Origin of the sequence: Mycobacterium sp. IS-2888 (assembly GCF_001954215.1) — a bacterium.
GTDB lineage: Bacteria > Actinomycetota > Actinomycetes > Mycobacteriales > Mycobacteriaceae > Mycobacterium.
This window is the reverse complement of the sequence record NZ_MBET01000108.1, coordinates 1-17,294: the sequence shown is the minus strand read 5'-3', so window position 1 is coordinate 17,294 and position 17,294 is coordinate 1. Positions and strand designations below refer to the sequence as shown.

The window sequence follows — 17,294 nt, the reverse complement described above, 5'->3', positions numbered from 1 at the left end:
ACCGCGTTCTGCCACCATGGGTGGTATGTGCGGACGGTTTGCGGTCACGACGGATCCGGCCAAGCTGGCCGAGAAGATCAAGGCGATCGACGAGGCCACGGGCGCGGCGTCCGATGCTAAGACGCCCGATGCTAAGACGTCCGATGCTAAGACGTCCGATGTTGGCAGGCCCAACTACAACGTGGCGCCCACCTCAACGATCGCCACGGTCGTCACCCGCCACAGCGAGCCCGACGACGAACCGACCCGGCGCGTCCGGCTCATGCGGTGGGGGTTGATCCCGCCATGGGTCAAAGCCGGCCCCGACGGCGCACCAGAGAACAAGGGCCCACTGTTGATCAACGCCCGGGCCGACAAGGTCACCACCTCGCCCGCGTTTCGCGGTTCGGCCAAGGGCAAGCGCTGCCTGGTGCCGATGGACGGCTATTACGAGTGGCGCGTGAACGCCGATGGTGCGGGCGGAAAGAAGTCGCACAAGACGCCGTTCTACATGTACCGCGGCGACGGGGAGCCGCTGTTCGCTGCGGGCCTGTGGTCGGTGTGGAAACCCGCGAAAGACGCAGCGCCGCTGCTGAGTTGCACGATCATCACCACCGACGCCGTGGGCGAGCTCGCGGAGATCCACGACCGGATGCCGTTGATGCTTGCTCCAGCGGACTGGGACGCCTGGCTGGATCCCGATGCCGCCCTTGACCCCGAATTCCTCACCCCCCCGCCGGATGCCGGCGACATCGAGCTGCGTCAGGTGTCCACGCTGGTCAACAACGTTCGGAACAACGGTCCGGAGCTGCTCGCGCCGGCCGATCCGGAAACTGGGCAGCCGATCCTGCTATAGCGGCGCGCTATGCCGCGTCGTCGTCGTCGGCGGCGTGGTCGTCGTCGGCGTCGTCGTTGTGCAGGAGTTTTTCGGGGTGCCAGTAGGTGTTGGTTCGGGGTTGGCCCCGTTCGAGGTGTGGGGGCGGGATCCATTCGGTGTCCTCGTTGGCGCGTCTTCGCGTAGTCCAGCCGCCGGGTTGCAGCAACCGGTGGTGCGGCCCGCAGCCGAAGGTGAGGTTGTTGGCGTCGGTGCAGCCGCAGGTGGCGTAGCCGACCACGTGGTGGACTTCGCTGTAGTAGCCGGGCACGGTGCAGCCGGGTGCGGTGCAGCCACGATCCTTGGTAAGACCGTTGGGGTAATGCACTGCTAGACTGACAGCGCTCAGGTACCGGTGAACGAAGGAACGCAAGTGAAGATCAAGGAGTACGGCCTACGGTTGCCGGACGGTCATATCTCGATTTACCGGACCCGTGAGAGCGCTATCGGCGCGAGGGGCAGGTTCAACAAGATTCCGGCTACTGCGCACAGTGTGCTCCTGGTGCGTGAAGTGGAGATCGGGGACTGGCACAAGGTGGCGCTCGACGAGGAAGATTAGTGAAAGCCGCCATCTACACCCGCATCTCCGCAGATCAGACCGGAGAACGTCTCGGTGTGCAGCGCCAGCTTGAAGATTGTCTCGCCAAAGCCGACGAGCTGGGCTGGCCGGTGGTCGAGCGCTACGACGACAACGACCTGAGCGCCTACAACGGCAAGCGACGGCCGCGTTTCGAGGCCATGCTGACCGACATGGCGGCGGGCAAGTTCGACGCACTGATCTGCTGGCACGTCGACCGGTTGTATCGCAGCATGAAGGATCTAGAGCGGCTAATCGAGATTGCCGAAGCGCACCGGGTGGCCATCAGGACCGTGCAGGGCGGTGACCTTGACCTGTCCACCAGCGCCGGCCGCATGGTGGCCCGCATCCTGGGCAGCGTGGCCCGCCAGGAATCCGAGCACACGTCCGAGCGCCGCAAGCGAGCCAACGCCCAAAAGGCGGCAAATGGCAAGTGGCAGACCGCGAATCGGCCATTCGGCTACACCCAACAAGGCGATGTGCTAGAGCCGGAAGCGACCATGATCCGCACAGCGGTGGTCGATGTGCTGGCAGGTAAGTCAATCAAACAGGTTGCGCGCGAATGGAATGCAACAGGCGTGACCGGGACTCGTGGCAACAAGTTCACGGCGCCCAACGTGCGACGGTTACTGGTGAACCCCCGCTACGCCGGTCTGGTCGTTCACAATGGGAAGGTGGTCGGCCCCGGCAACTGGACACCGTTGGTTGACCCCGACACCCATCGGGGACTTGTGGCGTTTCTGAGCGACCCATCACGGATCATCTGCGCTAGCTTCGAGAAGCGCTATATGGGCAGCGGCGTCTATCGCTGCGGTGTGTGCGGCGGTCCGCTGCGTCACGCCGAGTCCGGTGGACGCAACAAAGGAATGCGCCGCTATGAGTGTCGAGAATCCAACTCGCACCTGGTGGTCAGCGGTACCAAGCTGGACGAGTACGTGGAAGCGTTTGTACTGCACGTGTTGTCGAACACAGACATTCACAAGCGTCTAGGCGAGACACAAGATATCGACGTGGACGCGTTGCACGCCACGCGGGCAGCATTGCAGGCCAGGCTGGACGAGCTGGCGGCAATGTTCGCCGAGGGTGCCATAGACGGCAGCCAATTACGCAAAGGCACCAGCGCTTTGCGGACAGAGCTTGCCGGGGTCAACACCGTACTATCCGACCTCGCGCGCACCAGCCCGGCCGCGAACCTACTGGAAGCAGCGCAGACGGTCGAACAAGCCTGGGCCGACGCGACACCCGACATTCGCGGCAAAATCATTGACGAGCTGATGACGGTCGTCGTGAACAAGGCAACCCGCAAAGGCGGCGGGTTTGACCGCGACCGGGTGAGCGTAGAGTTGCGAGCCTGACCGTCAGACGTTCGGACGGCTATGCACGACGCACGGTCGGATTATCTGACCGGCAACTATTGCGCTTGACCTGCAACGATGTTCTCGGTTTGCCGCGTACAGCGTCACCGGTATCCTGATATGTAGTCGCCCTGCTGGGACACGACCAAGCGTCGAACTTTCGACAGCAACCCAGCGCTGGCATCCCGGGAAATTGGGTCCCCGTTGGTCATCGAATATCCGCATGACCAAAAGGGACCCCGAAAATGCCCAAGCAGTATCAACGCCAGGCCAACCCGGCGATAGTCTCGGCTAAGAATCGCGCCGCCGCGCACATAGGGTGGGCGAAAACCCGAAACCCGACCAAGAGAACACAACCCGGTCGGGATGCGTTCTATCAAAAGTTCGTCGACCAGGTTCGCGTCGAATACCCGACGTTGCCGCCTAACGAAATCGACAGGCGTGCAAAGCATTTGTACCTCGCATATTTCTCCAACATGCGAGCCAAGTCAATGGAAGCCAAAGCAGCCAAGCGGGTTGGCGGTCCAGCGTGAGTGACTTCGACACCTACGTCGAAAAGATCGTCTCCCAGTGGCCCAGGCCCACCGACGAGCAGCTCGACCGCATCGCCGCGCTACTGCGCGCGGGATCACGTAACCTTAATCGGGATAGAGCATCTGAGAGTGCGGCATGACCGACTACGCAGCGGTGCAACGGTTGGCAACTTCACGCCACGCGCACCACGAAGCAGGTCACGCAGTCGCAGCAGTCGCCCGAGGGCAGAAACTCTTGCAGGTTTTCCTCGGGGACTTCGATAACGACCCATCCGGTGCAACAGTCCATGAGAGTGATTTACTGACGCAGCCGTTCATCACCTTTGCGGGACCGTGGGCCGAAGCGATGTGGATGGTCGAAAACGACGACCATGTTGACGACATCTCTGAAGCACTTGAATACGCATGGTCTGAAAACACTGAAGGTGACGCTGACAAATACCATGCCATCGTCAACATGTTGGAGATCGCTGCCGCGTGTTTCGGCCTAGGTCGCATCGGTCCCACATGGGAAATCGACTGGCACGATGAGCTGACGGAGCTATGGCCAGTCATCAAAGACGTTGCCGCGCTGCTGATCAAACGCGCTGAGGTTACCCACGAGATAGTGGAGAACTTGCTACAAGGAACCAACAGGAACCCGACCCGAAAGGACAAGATTCACTTTGAATACTAGCACCAACACCCTCCCCGAGCGGCCAATCCGCTTACCGTGGGCCGATGACGCCGAGTTCGAAGCCGAGTACGAACGCTGGGCACTCCACCCGGCACAGCCGCATATGCGCAATGCACACCTGTTGCCGCCGCGCGACAAGTACGCAACCCTCGACTGGTACTTCGCCGTGCTGAAACTGTTCGACCGGGCGCCGGATACGCTGCCGATGTTCCGGTTCAATCCCACACTGGCGCAGCGCCGCCGCAACCTCGACACCCTGCTGACATGGGAAGCGACCGAACGTCATTCACACGGCGCCGACATAGACAAGCGGCTGGCCGGTTGGCTCGACAACGCATACCGCAACATCATCAACGACGTTGCGAGCGCTCGGAGCGGACGCAACAGCCGCCTGTTTTGGGCGGCGCGTCGTATGGCCGAGCTTGGATTCGACAAGGCCGATTGCAAGCAAGCACTGTTAGACGCGGCAGCGCCGTGGGACGACTGCGAGGCCTGGCGACGACGGACCCGCAGCACGTTTGAATCCGGATGGCGCAAAGGCGAATCCAACCAGATTGACCTCTCGGAAGTTGAGGCCGACCTCGTGAACCGCGATGGGTGGCGTTAAAAGAGACCCTTACACAGGCGAACGGCCAAAGGCCGAAACAAACGACGAGGCAGGCGAATCCGGCCTAGACATGCTGCTCGACCGCAAGATCAATGGCGCCGCGCTTGACGCCGAGATATTCGACCCGCTGCACTATCAGATTGACCGGCTGGTGCCCGAGGGCTTGGGAATGCTGGTTGCGCCACCAAAGAAAGGGAAATCATTTCTAGTCTTGGACTTTGGGCTTGCCGTCGCGGACGGCACCAAAGCGCTGTGTTCCATACCAGTCACCAAACGTCCGGTTCTGTACCTGGCGTTAGAGGATGGCAAGCGCCGGTTACAGAGTCGCAGCCGAATGCTGTTGGAAGATGATTCGATACCGGACGGCATCGATTTCGTGACGCACGCCAAACCGGCCGAGGCGATGATGATTATAGAAGCGTTCATGTCCGAGCATCACGACGAAAAGCCGTTTGTGATAGTCGATACGTTGGCGAAAGTGAAACGGCGAAAAGCGCCCGGCGAAGAAGCATACATGGTTGACTACGAGACAGGTGAGCGGCTGCACAAGCTAACCCAAATCGCGTCGGGCTCAACGCTTCTCGTGGTGCATCACAGTCGCAAGGCCGAGACAACTGACTTCATCGACGCCGCGTCAGGCACCTACGGGCTCGTCGGGTCCGTTGATTTCATTTTGGTGCTAAAACGGGAGCGCCTGTCCGATAACGCCATTTTGAGCGTCACTGGGCGTGACGTGATCGAGGGCGAATATGCGCTGAGAGCAGATCGCGGCTTCATGTGGAGACTCGACGGCGACGACTTGAAAGCGGCTGCCGACGCAGTGGAACAACGCCGCGCTGAGGACAAGATGAGCGACCGCAAATACGAAGTCTACGAATACGTCTGCAATCAAGCCGATCCGGTGTCGCCAGCCGACGTGGCGCAAGCCCTCGCGCTCGACGGCGACACAGCAGGCAAGTACCTGCGACGGCTCGTTGCTGATGGCGTAGTGGTCAAAGCGCACCGAGGCAAGTACATGCGTAACCCGAGAGTGGTGCCGTTGAAGTGAGAGGTTGCCCTATATACATACCTTGTCCGAAGTGTCCGAATCTATAACTGTGTCCCTTACGTCCTATCCGTCCGAACTGTCCGAATGTTACGAAGGACGTTGCGTGACCAGGGCTTATTGGCAAATGGGACAACAGGTCACTTAGTGCATTTCGGGCACTTCGGACACGCTTACTAGAGAACACACCCCTTAGTTGCCCACCCAAATGGGTTGCCAATCGACCAAGGGGCTTGGCGCGAGCAGTAGCACCTCACCTAGTCGCAATTGACTAAGTAAGGACGCAGAGACATGGACATTGACGGGGTAGCCGACCTCTTCGACACTATCGAATTAGCACCCCAACTTTCGCGACTGCGCCTGCCGTGGGCGTCACGGCGTGTTCGACGCTGCGTCAAGGCCGACAAAGAATGGCAGGGACGAACAGCTCCAAGCTCAAGCTGAGTGCGTCAGGATTTGTCGTCGTTGTGGCGCGCGCGAGGAGTGCGCCAAATGGGCGGCGACGCTCGATCCTGGCCAACGACGGCAAATGGGGTGGTCGCCGGGGTAGTGCCTTTACATCCGCTTCAAAGCCAGCCACCAAGCCAACCGTAAATGTGGCTGATTCGAATCCTGCGGCACGTTCGCATGGTGATCGGTGTAGCCATACCCATATACGGCATAGGCAGCCTCACAGGTCGGTGTTTCGCTGCTGCTGCTCGGCGCGCCAGACATGCACCGAAGTCGGCGTGAGTCGCTTCGGTAGTGACCTAGGGTAGCTCGCGAGTGGAGCACCCGCCTGCCCCGAAAGCCGTTGCCGTGCGAGCGCATACCCGAACTCCCGTTGTGGCACACGGTGTGTTCGGCTCGTCAGCTACGAGTCAGCGACGGGTAGGCAAGCTATCGGGTGCAGTTCGCGGAGAAGTATCCGACCGATGCCTAACTGTCCAATGCATTGGACAGTTACACATCCTGGTCTGACCTACACCGATGTGCCACACCACACAGTGATATCGGGCGCCGCTGATACGTCTCTGAGCAGGCCCCTTTTTTAGGGGATCGAGTCGCGGCTCTCAGGCAGCGCGCTAGACCTGTCGCGGCGATGCGATGTCGAACTCCAAACTGCTCCAAAACGGCCCCACGTCATCGATTCCTAGCAAACCCCAAGCCATTGCCGTAGCGCGTTCTCAATTCGCCACTTAGTGAACGGTTTCGTACACTTGTCGGCATGGCCGACAAACTTCGTCACGGGACACTCACCGCCTACACCCACGGCGGTTGCCGGTGTGCTCGTTGCACGGGGGCGATGCGGGATAACAAGCGTAAGTCTCGTGCCACGCAGGCCAGGCGCACCGCTGAGCGCCGCGCACAACGTGGTCTGCCGGAAACCCGTAAGGCGGAACCGGCTGAGTCGAATGTCGTGGCGATGCCGAAGATTCCGCAGCCGGTCGAGGCCGGTATGGGTTTCAACGAACGGTCGGTACGCGCCGAGTGCGAGGCCGCGCGCAATGCCGACACTCGGCAGTCGGTCGTCAGTCAGGCACTGTCGTTGGCGAAAATCCTCGACAATCCCGACCTGATGTCGATGTGGCCGACGACATCACGGCAGCTTCAGGGTCTGATGAAGGAGCTGCAAGGCCCGCGCAAGAAATCGGGCGGTCGTGGCAATCATCTGGCGACTATCGGCGCCATGAGTAGGAGGGCAGCACAGTGAGGGAAAAATACGTTGCCGCGCACATGGATACGCTGATCGAGGCGTCGGAGCTGCTGTGCCGCCACATCATCGACAACCCCGACATCCCTGACGACGTGCGCGACCACGCCAATGCGATCCAGTTTCAGTTGTCCGAGATGTTGTGCTACCCGAGCCGCGCCGAGCGTCAGCAGCCGGTTCGCCTGATTCCGTACGGGTTTCGGATTCCGCAGTACTTTTCCGAACTTGTGGACGAGTTTGTACTCGACCTCTACGGCGAGGAACCGACCGATATCCGCAGCATCAGGGTGATGCTGGCGCGCCAGTCAGCGAAGGTCGTGGACGACATGTTGTACAGCGTCGATTTTCGGCTTCAAAACCTTGAGGTGCTGAACGAGTTGCTGGCACACATGAAGGCAGACGCAGACGATGATGACGAAATAGACGATTACACAATCGAATTGGGCTACAACCATGCCGCGCAGAAATAGAAACGCAGGCATGCAGTTCCGCAAACCCACGGAAGGAATAGAGAACCTATGGCTATCACCACCGGAGCATTCGCACCCGAACCCAACCCGCGAGCCGACGCCGACGCTGCCGCCGTCTACGGCGACCACGACGCGACCAGGATGCGCCGCGAAGCCGGAATCGCCGCAGTAGCAGCCGAGCACACCACCGGATCGGCGGGCGAATCCGCTATCGCTGACGGCTCGTTCAATCTCGGACAGCCGACGAAGACACCTGGAAAGACAAGCGCCACACCCGTACCCGACACGATGTTCAAGTACCCCAACGCGAAATAGCTTGCAGCGCAATGAATGAAAGGAACCACCATGGGAGGCAAACTCGCTGACGTTACGTCACGAATCACGAACGGCGGCACCTGGAATGGATACCATAACGTGAAACGCGGTGACCACCTCCGCTTTCCGAAAGACCAGGTGGATTTGCTGGTTGCGCAGGGCCTTGTCGACCGAGGGCACATCGCGGAACCGGGACCGGCTTACGAGGAGAATCCCGACCAGTTGGCTAGGCTGCGGAAAGCGTATGCGGCACAACACCATAACCCCGAGTTTGATCCGCGCCCTGGTTCAGAACCGATCTATACGCCGCGCCAAAGGGTTCAAAATGATGGATGGGGCGTGTGATTATGGCGAATCAGACGAAACCCAAGCGCGCGGTCAGTGCACTGCTTGAAGCGGCAAACGTGGTGCAGCGCAGCCTCGCGAACGACGAGTATCTGCCTACGGATATCCGCGACGATGCAACCCGCCTGGTGAATTACCTGCGGTGGCTTGCCGACTACCACCGCCGCGAGCGCGCAGCCGCGCAAAAGCACTCGTGCGCGGACAGTTGGACACGCATGTATCGGATGATGCTGGCACTGGCCGAACGTGACGAAAACGCCTACAGCATCGTCGTTTCCGAGCTAGGTGACTGTCAAACATGCTGGAATACCCTTCTGCGCCTTGCGATCAGCCATCACACAAGCGAAAACATGCTCCGCGTCGGGGGCGCCGACAAACTGGCTGACGCGCTGGCGGACGAGCTGAAATGGCTGGTGATGCGATGAGTCAACCGGATATCGAGTTACGTTCAACGCCGAGGCCGGTCGAGGTCCGCAGCGGTGGGCGTCGAATTGGAGGCTACGCCGCTGTGTATTCCAGGCCGTCGAGGCAGATGGGGGCGATGGTCGAAGTTATTGAGCCTCGGGCGTTTGCGAAGTCGGCTGGGGATGGGTTCGCCAATGTGGTGGCGACCCTGGAACATTCACCCCGAGATTTGCTCGGGACGGTGAGCGCTGGGACGCTTGCCATTTCACTGGATAACGTCGGCATGGATTACACCGTGGACTGCCCAGACACGCAGGCGGGCAACGACACACTCGCTCACGTCGCGTTGGGCAACATCCGACACAGCAGCTTTGAATTCCGATGCTGGGCTGATGATTTCACGCACACCTCCAGTGGCCCGCCTGTGCGACACCTGACCTCGGTCCAGGTTATCTCGGTGAGCCCGGTCAGCAATCCCGCGTATTTAGACTCAACAGTCGGATTACGATCGTTTGCAGCACATTACGGTGCGGACCCTGACGATGTGATTCGCGATGCCCTGGCCGGTGTGGAGTTGCGCCGGTACTACGAGCGCACCGACCTTTCAGTGCCTGCGTCGGTCACGGTCCCGCCAGGTGAGCTGCGCAGCGATGGCGAGATCGATCTGCGTCGACGGCGGAATGAGCAACAGCGCATTAAGCCGATGGTCGACGCGGGCGTCCCCGCTTATGCCTACGATGGCGAGTTGGACCTTCGGCGTCGACGGCTAGAGCTGGCGCGGCGCACGAAATGGGATGCACCTGTCGAGCCTCGCAGCCAGGATTTTGCACGAGACCGCTACGGCCCCGCGATCGATTGGCATCCGACTCAGCAATGAACATCCTCACCACCCACCCTACGGCGCGCAGGGAAGCGCTCTAAGGGGCCGTTAGGTTTTCTTTTGCTCGTTCGTGTCGCGCTTGCCGAGCCAGGCCCGCCAGGCGATGCCGCCCATTAGTAAGGCGAGGCCCCCGGTGCTGATTGCGCCGAGCATCGTGCCGTGAGGGTTGCACACATTTACTATGAACAACGCCGCGAATAGCACTGACAGCACTGTGTAGAACGCGCGGCCCAACTTGGGGTTTTTCTTCACGCGCGGCCTCTCTGTCATATGGCGTGTCTGGGATGTTGACTAACATAGCGCCGCTGCAGTCGCGCGGCTACCAGACATTCCTCGCCCGGAAGACCCTCAAGGAGACTCAAATCCGGCTATCGCGTTACCTACTTGTCTTTTGGCCGCTGTGTGGGTCCGACGGTGCGCGGCCGCTGCCTGAACCATTGATAGCCAAAACCCCCAGTAGTCACGACTGCCATGAGCGCGAGCGTTATCCCGTTGAGCCAACGGTCTTGTGGTGTGATGACGAAATCGATCCCGAGCCAGATGGCGCCCACGACCGGCAGCGCAAATAGGAGCGCGCGAAGTCTGCCACGGCGACGGAAGTAGGCAACGAGGCCCGCGCCGAGGAGTCCGCCCACGAGGACGACAATCAGCGCGTAAGTATGCACTATTCGCACCCCGCAAGGCCGTTGAATCCCGAGATGGTGGTGGCTATACCCGCCAGAACCCCACCTATAGCCATAGCCCATTCCGGTGGCCCAAGTGGCGAGCCAGCGATGCCGCCGAGGATCGAACCCGTGGTCAATAGCGGTCCACCAATACCCTCGCCCACATGTTGTGTCACGTCCCAGCCGCTGCAGTGATGTTTCGACGGGTCATGTGGCGGCGGGCCATCACCCCAAGCTATCGGCGGTGCTATCGGCATTTCTGTTCGTGGTGGCAGTTTGATCGCCGGAGGCTGCGGCGGGATTGGCTGGCCCGGCTGTGGTGGCGGAAGGGTCGGGTCGTCTTTGAATCCGTGTCCGGCCATCTGAATCTTGCCCTGGTGCCCGTCGTAGGTGACCGGTGTTTCGGTGAAGTTGGTAGCGCCTACGTCGCCCGCCGCGCCGGTGATATTGCCGCCGACTTCGCTGTCCACACCGACCAATTGGGCTGCGCGTGCGCGGATGTCGGCGGACAGGGCTTGGGCCTGGGACTGCCGGGCTGCCAGCTCCGCCGCATTACGGCTGGCCCGAGTGTCAGTGACCGAAAGGTCTTCCCCGACAACAAATCCGGCGTTGTGGGCATCCTCAACCGAATACAACACCCGCCTCTGGGCGGCGCTGATGTCGCCAGCACCGCGCCGCGCAATCGTTGCTGCCTCACGCAGCTGGTCAGCGCGACCAATGACTGTCGCCTTATCAGCCGTGACCCGCTCGACCAGAGCGTCACGGCCTTGCCCCTCCCAATCCAGGCCCTGGGACTGCTGCCAGACCTGAAGCGACACGTTTTCCCACCGATCCGCGGTGCCTTCCCAATGGGTCGCGGCGTCGGTGAGGTGCTGAACATCCCACGCTTGGATCGAGGACAACGTTGGCAAACCCGTAGCTACCATTTGCGCCTCACAACGAGTCGATGATCGCGTCGATGAGGTCCGCCGAGTCCACATCTGAGCTGGCGTAACCCAGAGCCGCCGCAGCGGTTTTAAGCGCAGTCAACTGGGTGCGCGTAGCGAACGCCCCACCCGCCGCCGCCGCGCTCGCATGAACCGCGTTGACCGCCGCCGCGCTGGCCTGACACGACAACCCCAAACCAGAGGGCACAGCAGCGGGAATTAGCTCAGCACCCAGTCCATGCCACCCGCTAGCCGTTGCCAGCAAGTCGCTGGTCGGCACCCGCAAAGTATCCATGACCGGAGCCTAACCCGCAGGTAGGCGATCGCAAGTCACCCTTCCGGCCACCCCATTATGTTCATCCCGCAGCGCATCCATCTCCCCCTTTGATGACGCGGAACGGCTGAGAGGCAGAGTAGGCGTTTGGGTTACTCACATCGGGATTGTGAAAATTCCCTCGCGAATCGACTGTGAGGGTTGGTGGGAATCGCTAGCATCCTGACCGTGGCAGGGGAGGACGCTGTCGAGGGGACGCCGTTCGGTCGCTACCGCTTGGTGCGGGTGTTGGGCCGCGGCGGCATGGGTGAAGTGTGGAGGGCCTACGACACCGACACCGACCGGATCGTCGCTCTTAAACTTTTGCCTGCGCACTTGTCTGAGGACGACGACTTTCAGCGGCGATTTCGCCGGGAAGCCCACGCGGCAGCGCGGTTGAACGACCCGCACGTCATTCCGATCCATCACTACGGCGAGATTGATGGCCGCCTGTATGTGGATATGCGGCTGATCGAAGGTCGCGATCTGGGCACCGTGATCGCTGACGGGCCGCTGGAACCAGCCCGCGCGGTACGCATCATCGACCACGTCGCCAAGGCGCTACACGCCGCCCACAAGGTTGGTCTGCTGCACCGCGACATCAAACCTTCCAATATCATGCTCGATGACGACGACTTCGCCTACCTGATCGATTTCGGGATCGCCCGGGCCGCGGACGAAACGCGAATGACCAAGTCCGGCCACATGATCGGCACCTTCCAATACATCGCACCCGAGCGGCTCGACAGCCAAATCGAAGAGGATGCCCGTGCTGACATCTACTCGTTGGCCTGTGTGCTGTATGAAGCCCTGACCGGCGAGCCGCCTTTTGCCGGTACAACGACGGCACAGCTGATGTACGCACACGTCAACACCCCGCCGCCCCGACCGTCGACCGCACAACCCAACGTCCCCAAGCAGGTCGACCAGGTGATCGCCACCGGTATGGCAAAAGACCCCGACCACCGTTATGCGACCACAGTGGAGTTCGCCAACGCCGCCCACGACGCCATCACCGCCCCGATTCGCCAGCCTGCCCCCCCGCTCAGCCGGCCTGGTACCGACGCCGTGCCAGAGGCCAGCCAGCCGACTCGGCCCGCGAGCCAGCATGTCGCGCCGCCGGGTGCCGTGGTGCGGGATGCCGCCGCGCCGCTGCGCTACGCCGCCGCCGCCGCCGCCGACCGAGCCTCCGCCACCGGCCCCCGTAAGGCGGCCGCGAAACGGGTTGCGCCACAAGAACAAGAAGAAACAGCAAGCCGACCGCGGTGGTCGCGACGGCGGCGGATGGTTGTCATTGTCGCGCTAGTCGTGTTGCTGGTGCTTGCGGGCCTGGCCATCGCGCGGACCGTTATCCGGAGCAACTACTACGTCGCCGAATACAACGGCACGGTGTCGATCGTGCGGGGAATTCAAGGGTCACTGCTGGGCATGTCGCTGCACGAGCCCTATCTGGTGGGCTGCCTCAACGGGCGCAACGAGCTATCACTAATCAGCTATAGACAATCCGGAGGCCACCTCGACTGCCGCCTGATGCGACTTCAGGACCTGCGCCCTGCCGAGCGCGCACAGATTCAAGCCGGACTTCCAGGCGGCACCCTCGATGACGCTATCGGGCAGTTGCGCGAACTGTCGGCCAATTCACTATTGCCCGCCTGCCCACCGCCTCGCGCCGCCGCGCCGTCCACGACCAGCTCCCAGACGGTGACTCCACTCCCGCCACCGCGGCCTGAGCCGGGAATCGACTGCCGGGCGGTCGCATGACGACCCAGCGCACCCGCTCTGGCGCGGCCACCACAGCGGGGTCGTGGGGGTCATAGCCTTCGTTGCGGATCACGGCACGTTCAATCTCGTCCATACCGGCTTGGACGCCCCACGTGGCTTGTTGGTTCCGAGTTGGTCCAATCTGACAGTCTTATCTGCGATTATTCGGTTTGTGACACCGACGATGGACTTCCTCTATCGGAGCCTTGGCGCAGGCGCGGCAACGGCCGCGTTGCTAAGCGCAAGTTGGGGAATCGTCAAACTCATCGCAACGCTCTATCGGCGAACGGTTGGTCGTAGACGTGCGCAAGCCAAGTTGCTGGACCAGCTCGCTTGCAGCAGCTCAGTTGATTACATCGAATCGCTCTTAGGCGTGGCGCAGTTCATCACGACTGAGGATGGACGCGAACAGCGGACCTATCACTTGCCGGGCGCCTGGGTCATGGTCGAACTTGCCGACAATGTCGTCATCGCATTTTCAATTACCATAACGAGCCGTCGAATGTACTACAACATTAAACGTTTGACGTTCGGATTTCTCGACCTGAATCTCGGCAAGTCTAAGTTTAGTGGACCAGATATCGGCTATAGGGGCGAACGCCTATGGATTGGCGCATACCGGATTGGCTACTTGCGTGCTTACTACTATGCCAGACAAGGTGGTTACCAGCACTATTGGTTGTCGTACAACATGGCTGGCGCGGGCAGCCTGACTACGGCGAGGAACACGCCATCTCTTGTAGAGACTGGCGTCTTTGTCAGTGCGGCTACTCACCAGCCTAGTCAATTCGATGTCAAGAATCCTATCGACGCTTCGGGCATCACAGTCAATACGCTAACTGTTCTGCATCCTGAAGGGCCGGGAGAAGATTTTCACAAGCGCCACATTCTCGGTCCAGATGAAGCTAGGGTAAGGCTCGCCAGAACCCTTCGGCCACCGTTGTACCCGACGTTACTAATTCGCATGCGTTACAAGCGGTATCGTCTGCTGCGGCAAGCGCGAAGATGTTGGCCGACGACAGCCCGAGAGCTTGGCCCTACGGGGCGCCCAGACGGCACGCGAGCACCCCGGCGGTGATGTCATTGTTCGGCGAGTCGCCGAAGAACCTCGTTAAAGTCGGGGTTGCCGTGCGCGCCCGGTTGACCGGCGGAGGCGGTGCGATTCTTGAGCGCTTTGCGCTTATCGCGGCGCTCGGTGTCCTTTCGGATATCGCGACGAAGTGTGTGTCGATGGCGGGACCATATCGGTAAATATGTCGACAATTCTTCACGGCAACGCTGAAGTACGTTCCACGAATCAATATTCTGATTGGCCCATTGAGTTACCCTCGGGATACCGATTATCTGGGCAGCTTCGGCCATTTGTTCCGGCGTCACAGATTCTTTCACTCGCAACGTCGGCTTCTGTTGCGGCTTCCGATTCCGCAACTTCGGCAACCGCCACTTGCCCGCTTGCACAGGCTGATTCGTGAACACGGCATCAAGCTTCGCGTGTTTCTGCGCCTCGGATACGCCCTTAAGCATCGACTTTCCGATTTCCTGTTGCATGAAATTGATCAGTAGTTCAGATGTCATATAGTCGCCAGTCAGCGAGAGCTTTGTGTTGATCTGCTGCATTTTCTCGGTCATTTGTCGCTGCACCGCGAGACGCTCTTCGCGGGTCTTCACGTGCATAATGGCAAATGCCGAAGTAAGGTTCAGCGCTTCGGAATAGAGGTCTTTTAGTTCCTGGTAGTGAAATTGGTTGTCGCGCGCCCTGCGATTGAGCGATCCAGTACCGAACGCGATCACGGCAGCGATGATGACAAAGGCACCGCCGAGGACCGTGCCTTGAGATTGGGATAGGTTCTGCCACAGGTGAATCCATGCGTGCCACACAAAGAACCAGGTGCGCAGCAGCGCGTCGCCGAGTCGCTGCGTGTATATGGCCACCGTCGTCCAGGGCCAGGCACCGTCGGCCAACAGCATGTGACGAATCGTTGCACCGGCTTCGGGCGCAGTAGTCGCGCCACGCCGGTTGAGCTGCCAGCTCGGCGCGCACCCGGTCTAGAGCTGCGACCGCAGCGGGGTCGTCAGGGTCACTCGTCCCGGTGCGCGTCTGCGCAGTAGCCGTAGAAGCGGCTAGCGGTTGCCATAGCGCATCGTGTAAACGATGTATTTGTGTTCGGTCGGGCCGGACCACATGAAGTTGATTCGTTTGCCGATTCCATCAAGGTTCCATTCCATGTAATCCGGCCGCTCAAGCGAACCGCGAAACGGATTTTTGATGCCATCCACTTCTGTGTAGTCGCGGCGAATCGGAAATAACGACAAACCGAAGCCCACTCCGTTCAGTTCAACAATTCCCCCGCCCAGAGTCTGGTCGCCTCGCTTCAAGATCGGTCTCGCACCCCAAAAGTTTGTTGTCGAGTGTTCGGACTTCGTAAACGGATCGAAGGGAATATCGGTGTTGTCGGGATCTCCTGCGACGCATAAACCCATTCCGAATGGCCAACTGACGCGTCCAAGCAAGAAGTCAACAGCCTGTGGCGGAATCGGACTGATCAGTCGGCCTTGGTTGGCTGAAAATGCTTTGCCCGCAGCATGATTCATCAGTAACTTCAGCGCCCAACGCTCAAATTCGTCGCCGGAAATCGTAATTTCTTCTTGCTCGCCCCAGTCACCGGCTCCGCCCCGAAACGAAAGTGCGATGCGTCGCAGGAATGTCGCAAACGCCAGGGCGGCATCGTCAGTAACGCTCAGCGTGCTGTTGTGGTTTGTGCACAGTGCGTTCACGACGAACTTGCCTGGTTTGACACCTTTCCGGACGCCGAAGCCGTGATTGTGCATGACGGTTACGTTCGGGTCATCCCATGTGTACAGCCTAATCAATGAATGCGAAAAATAGTGTTCTCCCGAGATCGTTTTAGAGCACCCGCCACGAAGGTTCGCGTAGCACTTTGGGTGGCGGTAGTTGGAATCGTCGGTTTCCGACATAGGTTTTAGCCCTCGTAGTGGTCGCGTTATTTCATTCTCGCAAGAATGTCGAGCGCACGGCAGCGAGTTCGGAGTCAATTTCGGGCATCGCCCTCACGTAGTTCGGCGCACCGGCACCGGACATCCAGATGTGTGTGGAAAGCGTCAGTGACCGGCTCCGGGGCAAAGATCCTGCAGCGCGTAATACACGACAGTTCCCGCTTCGGCATTACTTGCCTGGTAGCCACCGTGCGCTAGATGGCCAACTAGCCAATCACGTGCAGCGTCAGAAGTTGCACCACCGCTGACCTTGGCACAAACGTCGTTCCCGATAGCAACCAGACCCGAGTCCGGTATCGAAGGATGCGCCATACCAGGCGAGTGAAGATCAGCCAGGTATTGGTTGGCGTCAGCATGGGCTGTAGGTGCCAGCAGCCCCAACTCGCCCAACACACCGGCCAGAATTGTGAACGATGTGCCGATTACTTTCCTCGCGTCATCGTGCATAACCATCACGCTAGCTGGCGAGGAGGCGGTGTGAACGCTGATTTCCACCATCCACCGGCCTTCTCCGATAGCAGTACATCATCTCAACATGCTTCGGCGTACAAGACGATTCGTTGCGCGGGAGACGCCAGGCGTTTGGTGTGATACAGCGCCAGGGTCTTGCCCTTGTCGAAGATGGCCAGGTAGTGCCGCGCGTGGCGGGCCAGGCGGATCACATCGCTCATCGGCAGGATGCTGCCCCCACCGGTAAGGCCGCGTCCGGCGGCGGCTTCCAGCTCGGCCAGGGTGGTGGTGACGATGATGGACGCCGGTAGTCCGTTGTGCTGACCGAGCTTGCCCGACGCCAGTAGTGCCCGCAGCGCTGCGTTGAGCCCGTCATGGTTGCGCTGTGCGGCGCTGCGGGTGTCTTTGTC

The 17,294-nt window shown here is 60.4% G+C and carries 21 protein-coding genes and 2 pseudogenes; 14 read left to right on the top strand and 9 right to left on the bottom strand.

Annotation, left to right across the window (positions count from 1 at the left end):
- Positions 1 to 25: 25 nt before the first annotated feature.
- The gene (locus A5745_RS22095) at positions 26 to 835 is read left to right on the top strand and encodes an SOS response-associated peptidase (RefSeq protein WP_076118920.1); all 810 of its coding nucleotides are present in this window, start codon (positions 26 to 28) and stop codon (positions 833 to 835) included.
- A 7-nt stretch (positions 836 to 842) separates the two neighbouring features.
- Here the strand turns inward: A5745_RS22095 and A5745_RS22090 are convergent.
- Positions 843 to 1,157: pseudogene (locus tag A5745_RS22090) on the bottom strand (HNH endonuclease signature motif containing protein); the annotation flags it as partial.
- A gap of 69 nt (positions 1,158 to 1,226) precedes the next feature.
- On the opposite strand from A5745_RS22090, the gene A5745_RS22085 reads away from it, so the two are divergent.
- From A5745_RS22085 to A5745_RS22035, 11 genes are all read left to right on the top strand, one after another.
- Positions 1,227 to 1,412, top strand: a complete 186-nt coding sequence (locus A5745_RS22085; RefSeq protein ID WP_076118918.1) for a hypothetical protein — start codon at positions 1,227 to 1,229, stop codon at positions 1,410 to 1,412.
- A complete protein-coding gene (locus tag A5745_RS22080; RefSeq protein ID WP_076118916.1) occupies positions 1,412 to 2,785 on the top strand; it encodes a recombinase family protein in 1,374 nt (457 codons plus the stop codon). The genes A5745_RS22085 and A5745_RS22080 overlap by 1 nt, the downstream gene beginning before the upstream one ends.
- A 245-nt stretch (positions 2,786 to 3,030) precedes the next feature.
- On the top strand, positions 3,031 to 3,318 hold the full coding sequence (locus A5745_RS24515) for a hypothetical protein (RefSeq protein ID WP_139329742.1): 288 nt from the start codon (positions 3,031 to 3,033) through the stop codon (positions 3,316 to 3,318).
- A gap of 136 nt (positions 3,319 to 3,454) precedes the next feature.
- Positions 3,455 to 3,994, top strand: a complete 540-nt coding sequence (locus A5745_RS22075) for a hypothetical protein (RefSeq protein WP_139329741.1) — start codon at positions 3,455 to 3,457, stop codon at positions 3,992 to 3,994.
- The gene (locus tag A5745_RS22070; RefSeq protein ID WP_139329740.1) at positions 3,984 to 4,601 is read left to right on the top strand and encodes a hypothetical protein; all 618 of its coding nucleotides are present in this window, start codon (positions 3,984 to 3,986) and stop codon (positions 4,599 to 4,601) included. Before A5745_RS22075 ends, A5745_RS22070 begins: the two co-directional genes overlap by 11 nt.
- A 70-nt stretch (positions 4,602 to 4,671) precedes the next feature.
- Positions 4,672 to 5,649, top strand: a complete 978-nt coding sequence (locus tag A5745_RS22065; RefSeq protein ID WP_076118909.1) for an AAA family ATPase — start codon at positions 4,672 to 4,674, stop codon at positions 5,647 to 5,649.
- A gap of 1,204 nt (positions 5,650 to 6,853) precedes the next feature.
- Positions 6,854 to 7,339, top strand: a complete 486-nt coding sequence (locus tag A5745_RS24510) for a hypothetical protein (protein WP_139329739.1) — start codon at positions 6,854 to 6,856, stop codon at positions 7,337 to 7,339.
- 23 nt (positions 7,340 to 7,362) lie between these two features.
- Positions 7,363 to 7,809, top strand: a complete 447-nt coding sequence (locus tag A5745_RS22055; protein WP_139329738.1) for a hypothetical protein — start codon at positions 7,363 to 7,365, stop codon at positions 7,807 to 7,809.
- 48 nt (positions 7,810 to 7,857) lie between these two features.
- Positions 7,858 to 8,124: a hypothetical protein gene (locus A5745_RS22050; RefSeq protein WP_076118903.1), complete on the top strand. Its 267-nt coding sequence runs from the start codon at positions 7,858 to 7,860 to the stop codon at positions 8,122 to 8,124.
- A gap of 347 nt (positions 8,125 to 8,471) precedes the next feature.
- Entirely contained in the window at positions 8,472 to 8,894 is a 423-nt protein-coding gene (locus A5745_RS22040) for a hypothetical protein (protein WP_076118899.1), read from the top strand.
- Entirely contained in the window at positions 8,876 to 9,751 is an 876-nt protein-coding gene (locus tag A5745_RS22035; RefSeq protein WP_083663021.1) for an HK97 family phage prohead protease, read from the top strand. The genes A5745_RS22040 and A5745_RS22035 overlap by 19 nt, the downstream gene beginning before the upstream one ends.
- A gap of 51 nt (positions 9,752 to 9,802) precedes the next feature.
- On the opposite strand, the gene A5745_RS22030 is transcribed toward A5745_RS22035, so the two are convergent.
- The 4 genes from A5745_RS22030 to A5745_RS22015 form a co-directional block, all read right to left on the bottom strand.
- A complete protein-coding gene (locus A5745_RS22030) occupies positions 9,803 to 10,006 on the bottom strand; it encodes a hypothetical protein (protein WP_076119045.1) in 204 nt (67 codons plus the stop codon).
- Positions 10,007 to 10,134: 128 nt separating this feature from the next.
- Positions 10,135 to 10,419 (bottom strand): hypothetical protein, encoded by a 285-nt coding sequence (locus A5745_RS22025; protein WP_076118895.1) that lies wholly within the window; start codon positions 10,417 to 10,419, stop codon positions 10,135 to 10,137.
- Positions 10,419 to 11,237: a hypothetical protein gene (locus A5745_RS22020; RefSeq protein WP_139329737.1), complete on the bottom strand. Its 819-nt coding sequence runs from the start codon at positions 11,235 to 11,237 to the stop codon at positions 10,419 to 10,421. Before A5745_RS22020 ends, A5745_RS22025 begins: the two co-directional genes overlap by 1 nt.
- A gap of 115 nt (positions 11,238 to 11,352) precedes the next feature.
- Positions 11,353 to 11,640 (bottom strand): hypothetical protein, encoded by a 288-nt coding sequence (locus A5745_RS22015; protein ID WP_076118892.1) that lies wholly within the window; start codon positions 11,638 to 11,640, stop codon positions 11,353 to 11,355.
- Positions 11,641 to 11,847: 207 nt separating this feature from the next.
- On the opposite strand from A5745_RS22015, the gene A5745_RS22010 reads away from it, so the two are divergent.
- Both A5745_RS22010 and A5745_RS24505 read left to right on the top strand, forming a co-directional pair.
- The gene (locus A5745_RS22010; protein WP_256385506.1) at positions 11,848 to 13,419 is read left to right on the top strand and encodes a serine/threonine-protein kinase; all 1,572 of its coding nucleotides are present in this window, start codon (positions 11,848 to 11,850) and stop codon (positions 13,417 to 13,419) included.
- A 172-nt stretch (positions 13,420 to 13,591) separates the two neighbouring features.
- The gene (locus A5745_RS24505) at positions 13,592 to 14,497 is read left to right on the top strand and encodes an ETEC_3214 domain-containing protein (RefSeq protein WP_139329736.1); all 906 of its coding nucleotides are present in this window, start codon (positions 13,592 to 13,594) and stop codon (positions 14,495 to 14,497) included.
- Positions 14,498 to 14,499: 2 nt separating this feature from the next.
- Here the strand turns inward: A5745_RS24505 and A5745_RS22005 are convergent, their stop codons facing one another.
- The 4 genes and pseudogenes from A5745_RS22005 to A5745_RS21990 form a co-directional block, all read right to left on the bottom strand.
- Entirely contained in the window at positions 14,500 to 15,387 is an 888-nt protein-coding gene (locus A5745_RS22005) for a hypothetical protein (protein WP_076118888.1), read from the bottom strand.
- A 153-nt stretch (positions 15,388 to 15,540) separates the two neighbouring features.
- A complete protein-coding gene (locus A5745_RS22000; protein ID WP_139329735.1) occupies positions 15,541 to 16,395 on the bottom strand; it encodes a hypothetical protein in 855 nt (284 codons plus the stop codon).
- Positions 16,396 to 16,539: 144 nt separating this feature from the next.
- Positions 16,540 to 16,881: a DUF732 domain-containing protein gene (locus A5745_RS25395; protein WP_371337080.1), complete on the bottom strand. Its 342-nt coding sequence runs from the start codon at positions 16,879 to 16,881 to the stop codon at positions 16,540 to 16,542.
- 92 nt (positions 16,882 to 16,973) lie between these two features.
- Positions 16,974 to 17,294: pseudogene (locus tag A5745_RS21990) on the bottom strand (DUF222 domain-containing protein); the annotation flags it as partial.

Coding starts and splice junctions, on each gene's coding strand:
- A5745_RS25395 (WP_371337080.1), bottom strand. CDS start 16,881: ATGCACGATGACGCGAGGAAAGTAATCGGCACATCGTTCACAATTCTG.
- A5745_RS22055 (WP_139329738.1), top strand. CDS start 7,363: ATGGATACGCTGATCGAGGCGTCGGAGCTGCTGTGCCGCCACATCATC.
- A5745_RS22035 (WP_083663021.1), top strand. CDS start 8,876: ATGGCTGGTGATGCGATGAGTCAACCGGATATCGAGTTACGTTCAACG.
- A5745_RS22015 (WP_076118892.1), bottom strand. CDS start 11,640: ATGGATACTTTGCGGGTGCCGACCAGCGACTTGCTGGCAACGGCTAGC.
- A5745_RS22095 (WP_076118920.1), top strand. CDS start 26: ATGTGCGGACGGTTTGCGGTCACGACGGATCCGGCCAAGCTGGCCGAG.
- A5745_RS22000 (WP_139329735.1), bottom strand. CDS start 16,395: ATGTCGGAAACCGACGATTCCAACTACCGCCACCCAAAGTGCTACGCG.
- A5745_RS22050 (WP_076118903.1), top strand. CDS start 7,858: ATGGCTATCACCACCGGAGCATTCGCACCCGAACCCAACCCGCGAGCC.
- A5745_RS22075 (WP_139329741.1), top strand. CDS start 3,455: ATGACCGACTACGCAGCGGTGCAACGGTTGGCAACTTCACGCCACGCG.
- A5745_RS22065 (WP_076118909.1), top strand. CDS start 4,672: ATGCTGCTCGACCGCAAGATCAATGGCGCCGCGCTTGACGCCGAGATA.
- A5745_RS24515 (WP_139329742.1), top strand. CDS start 3,031: ATGCCCAAGCAGTATCAACGCCAGGCCAACCCGGCGATAGTCTCGGCT.
- A5745_RS24510 (WP_139329739.1), top strand. CDS start 6,854: ATGGCCGACAAACTTCGTCACGGGACACTCACCGCCTACACCCACGGC.
- A5745_RS22040 (WP_076118899.1), top strand. CDS start 8,472: ATGGCGAATCAGACGAAACCCAAGCGCGCGGTCAGTGCACTGCTTGAA.
- A5745_RS22005 (WP_076118888.1), bottom strand. CDS start 15,387: ATGCTGTTGGCCGACGGTGCCTGGCCCTGGACGACGGTGGCCATATAC.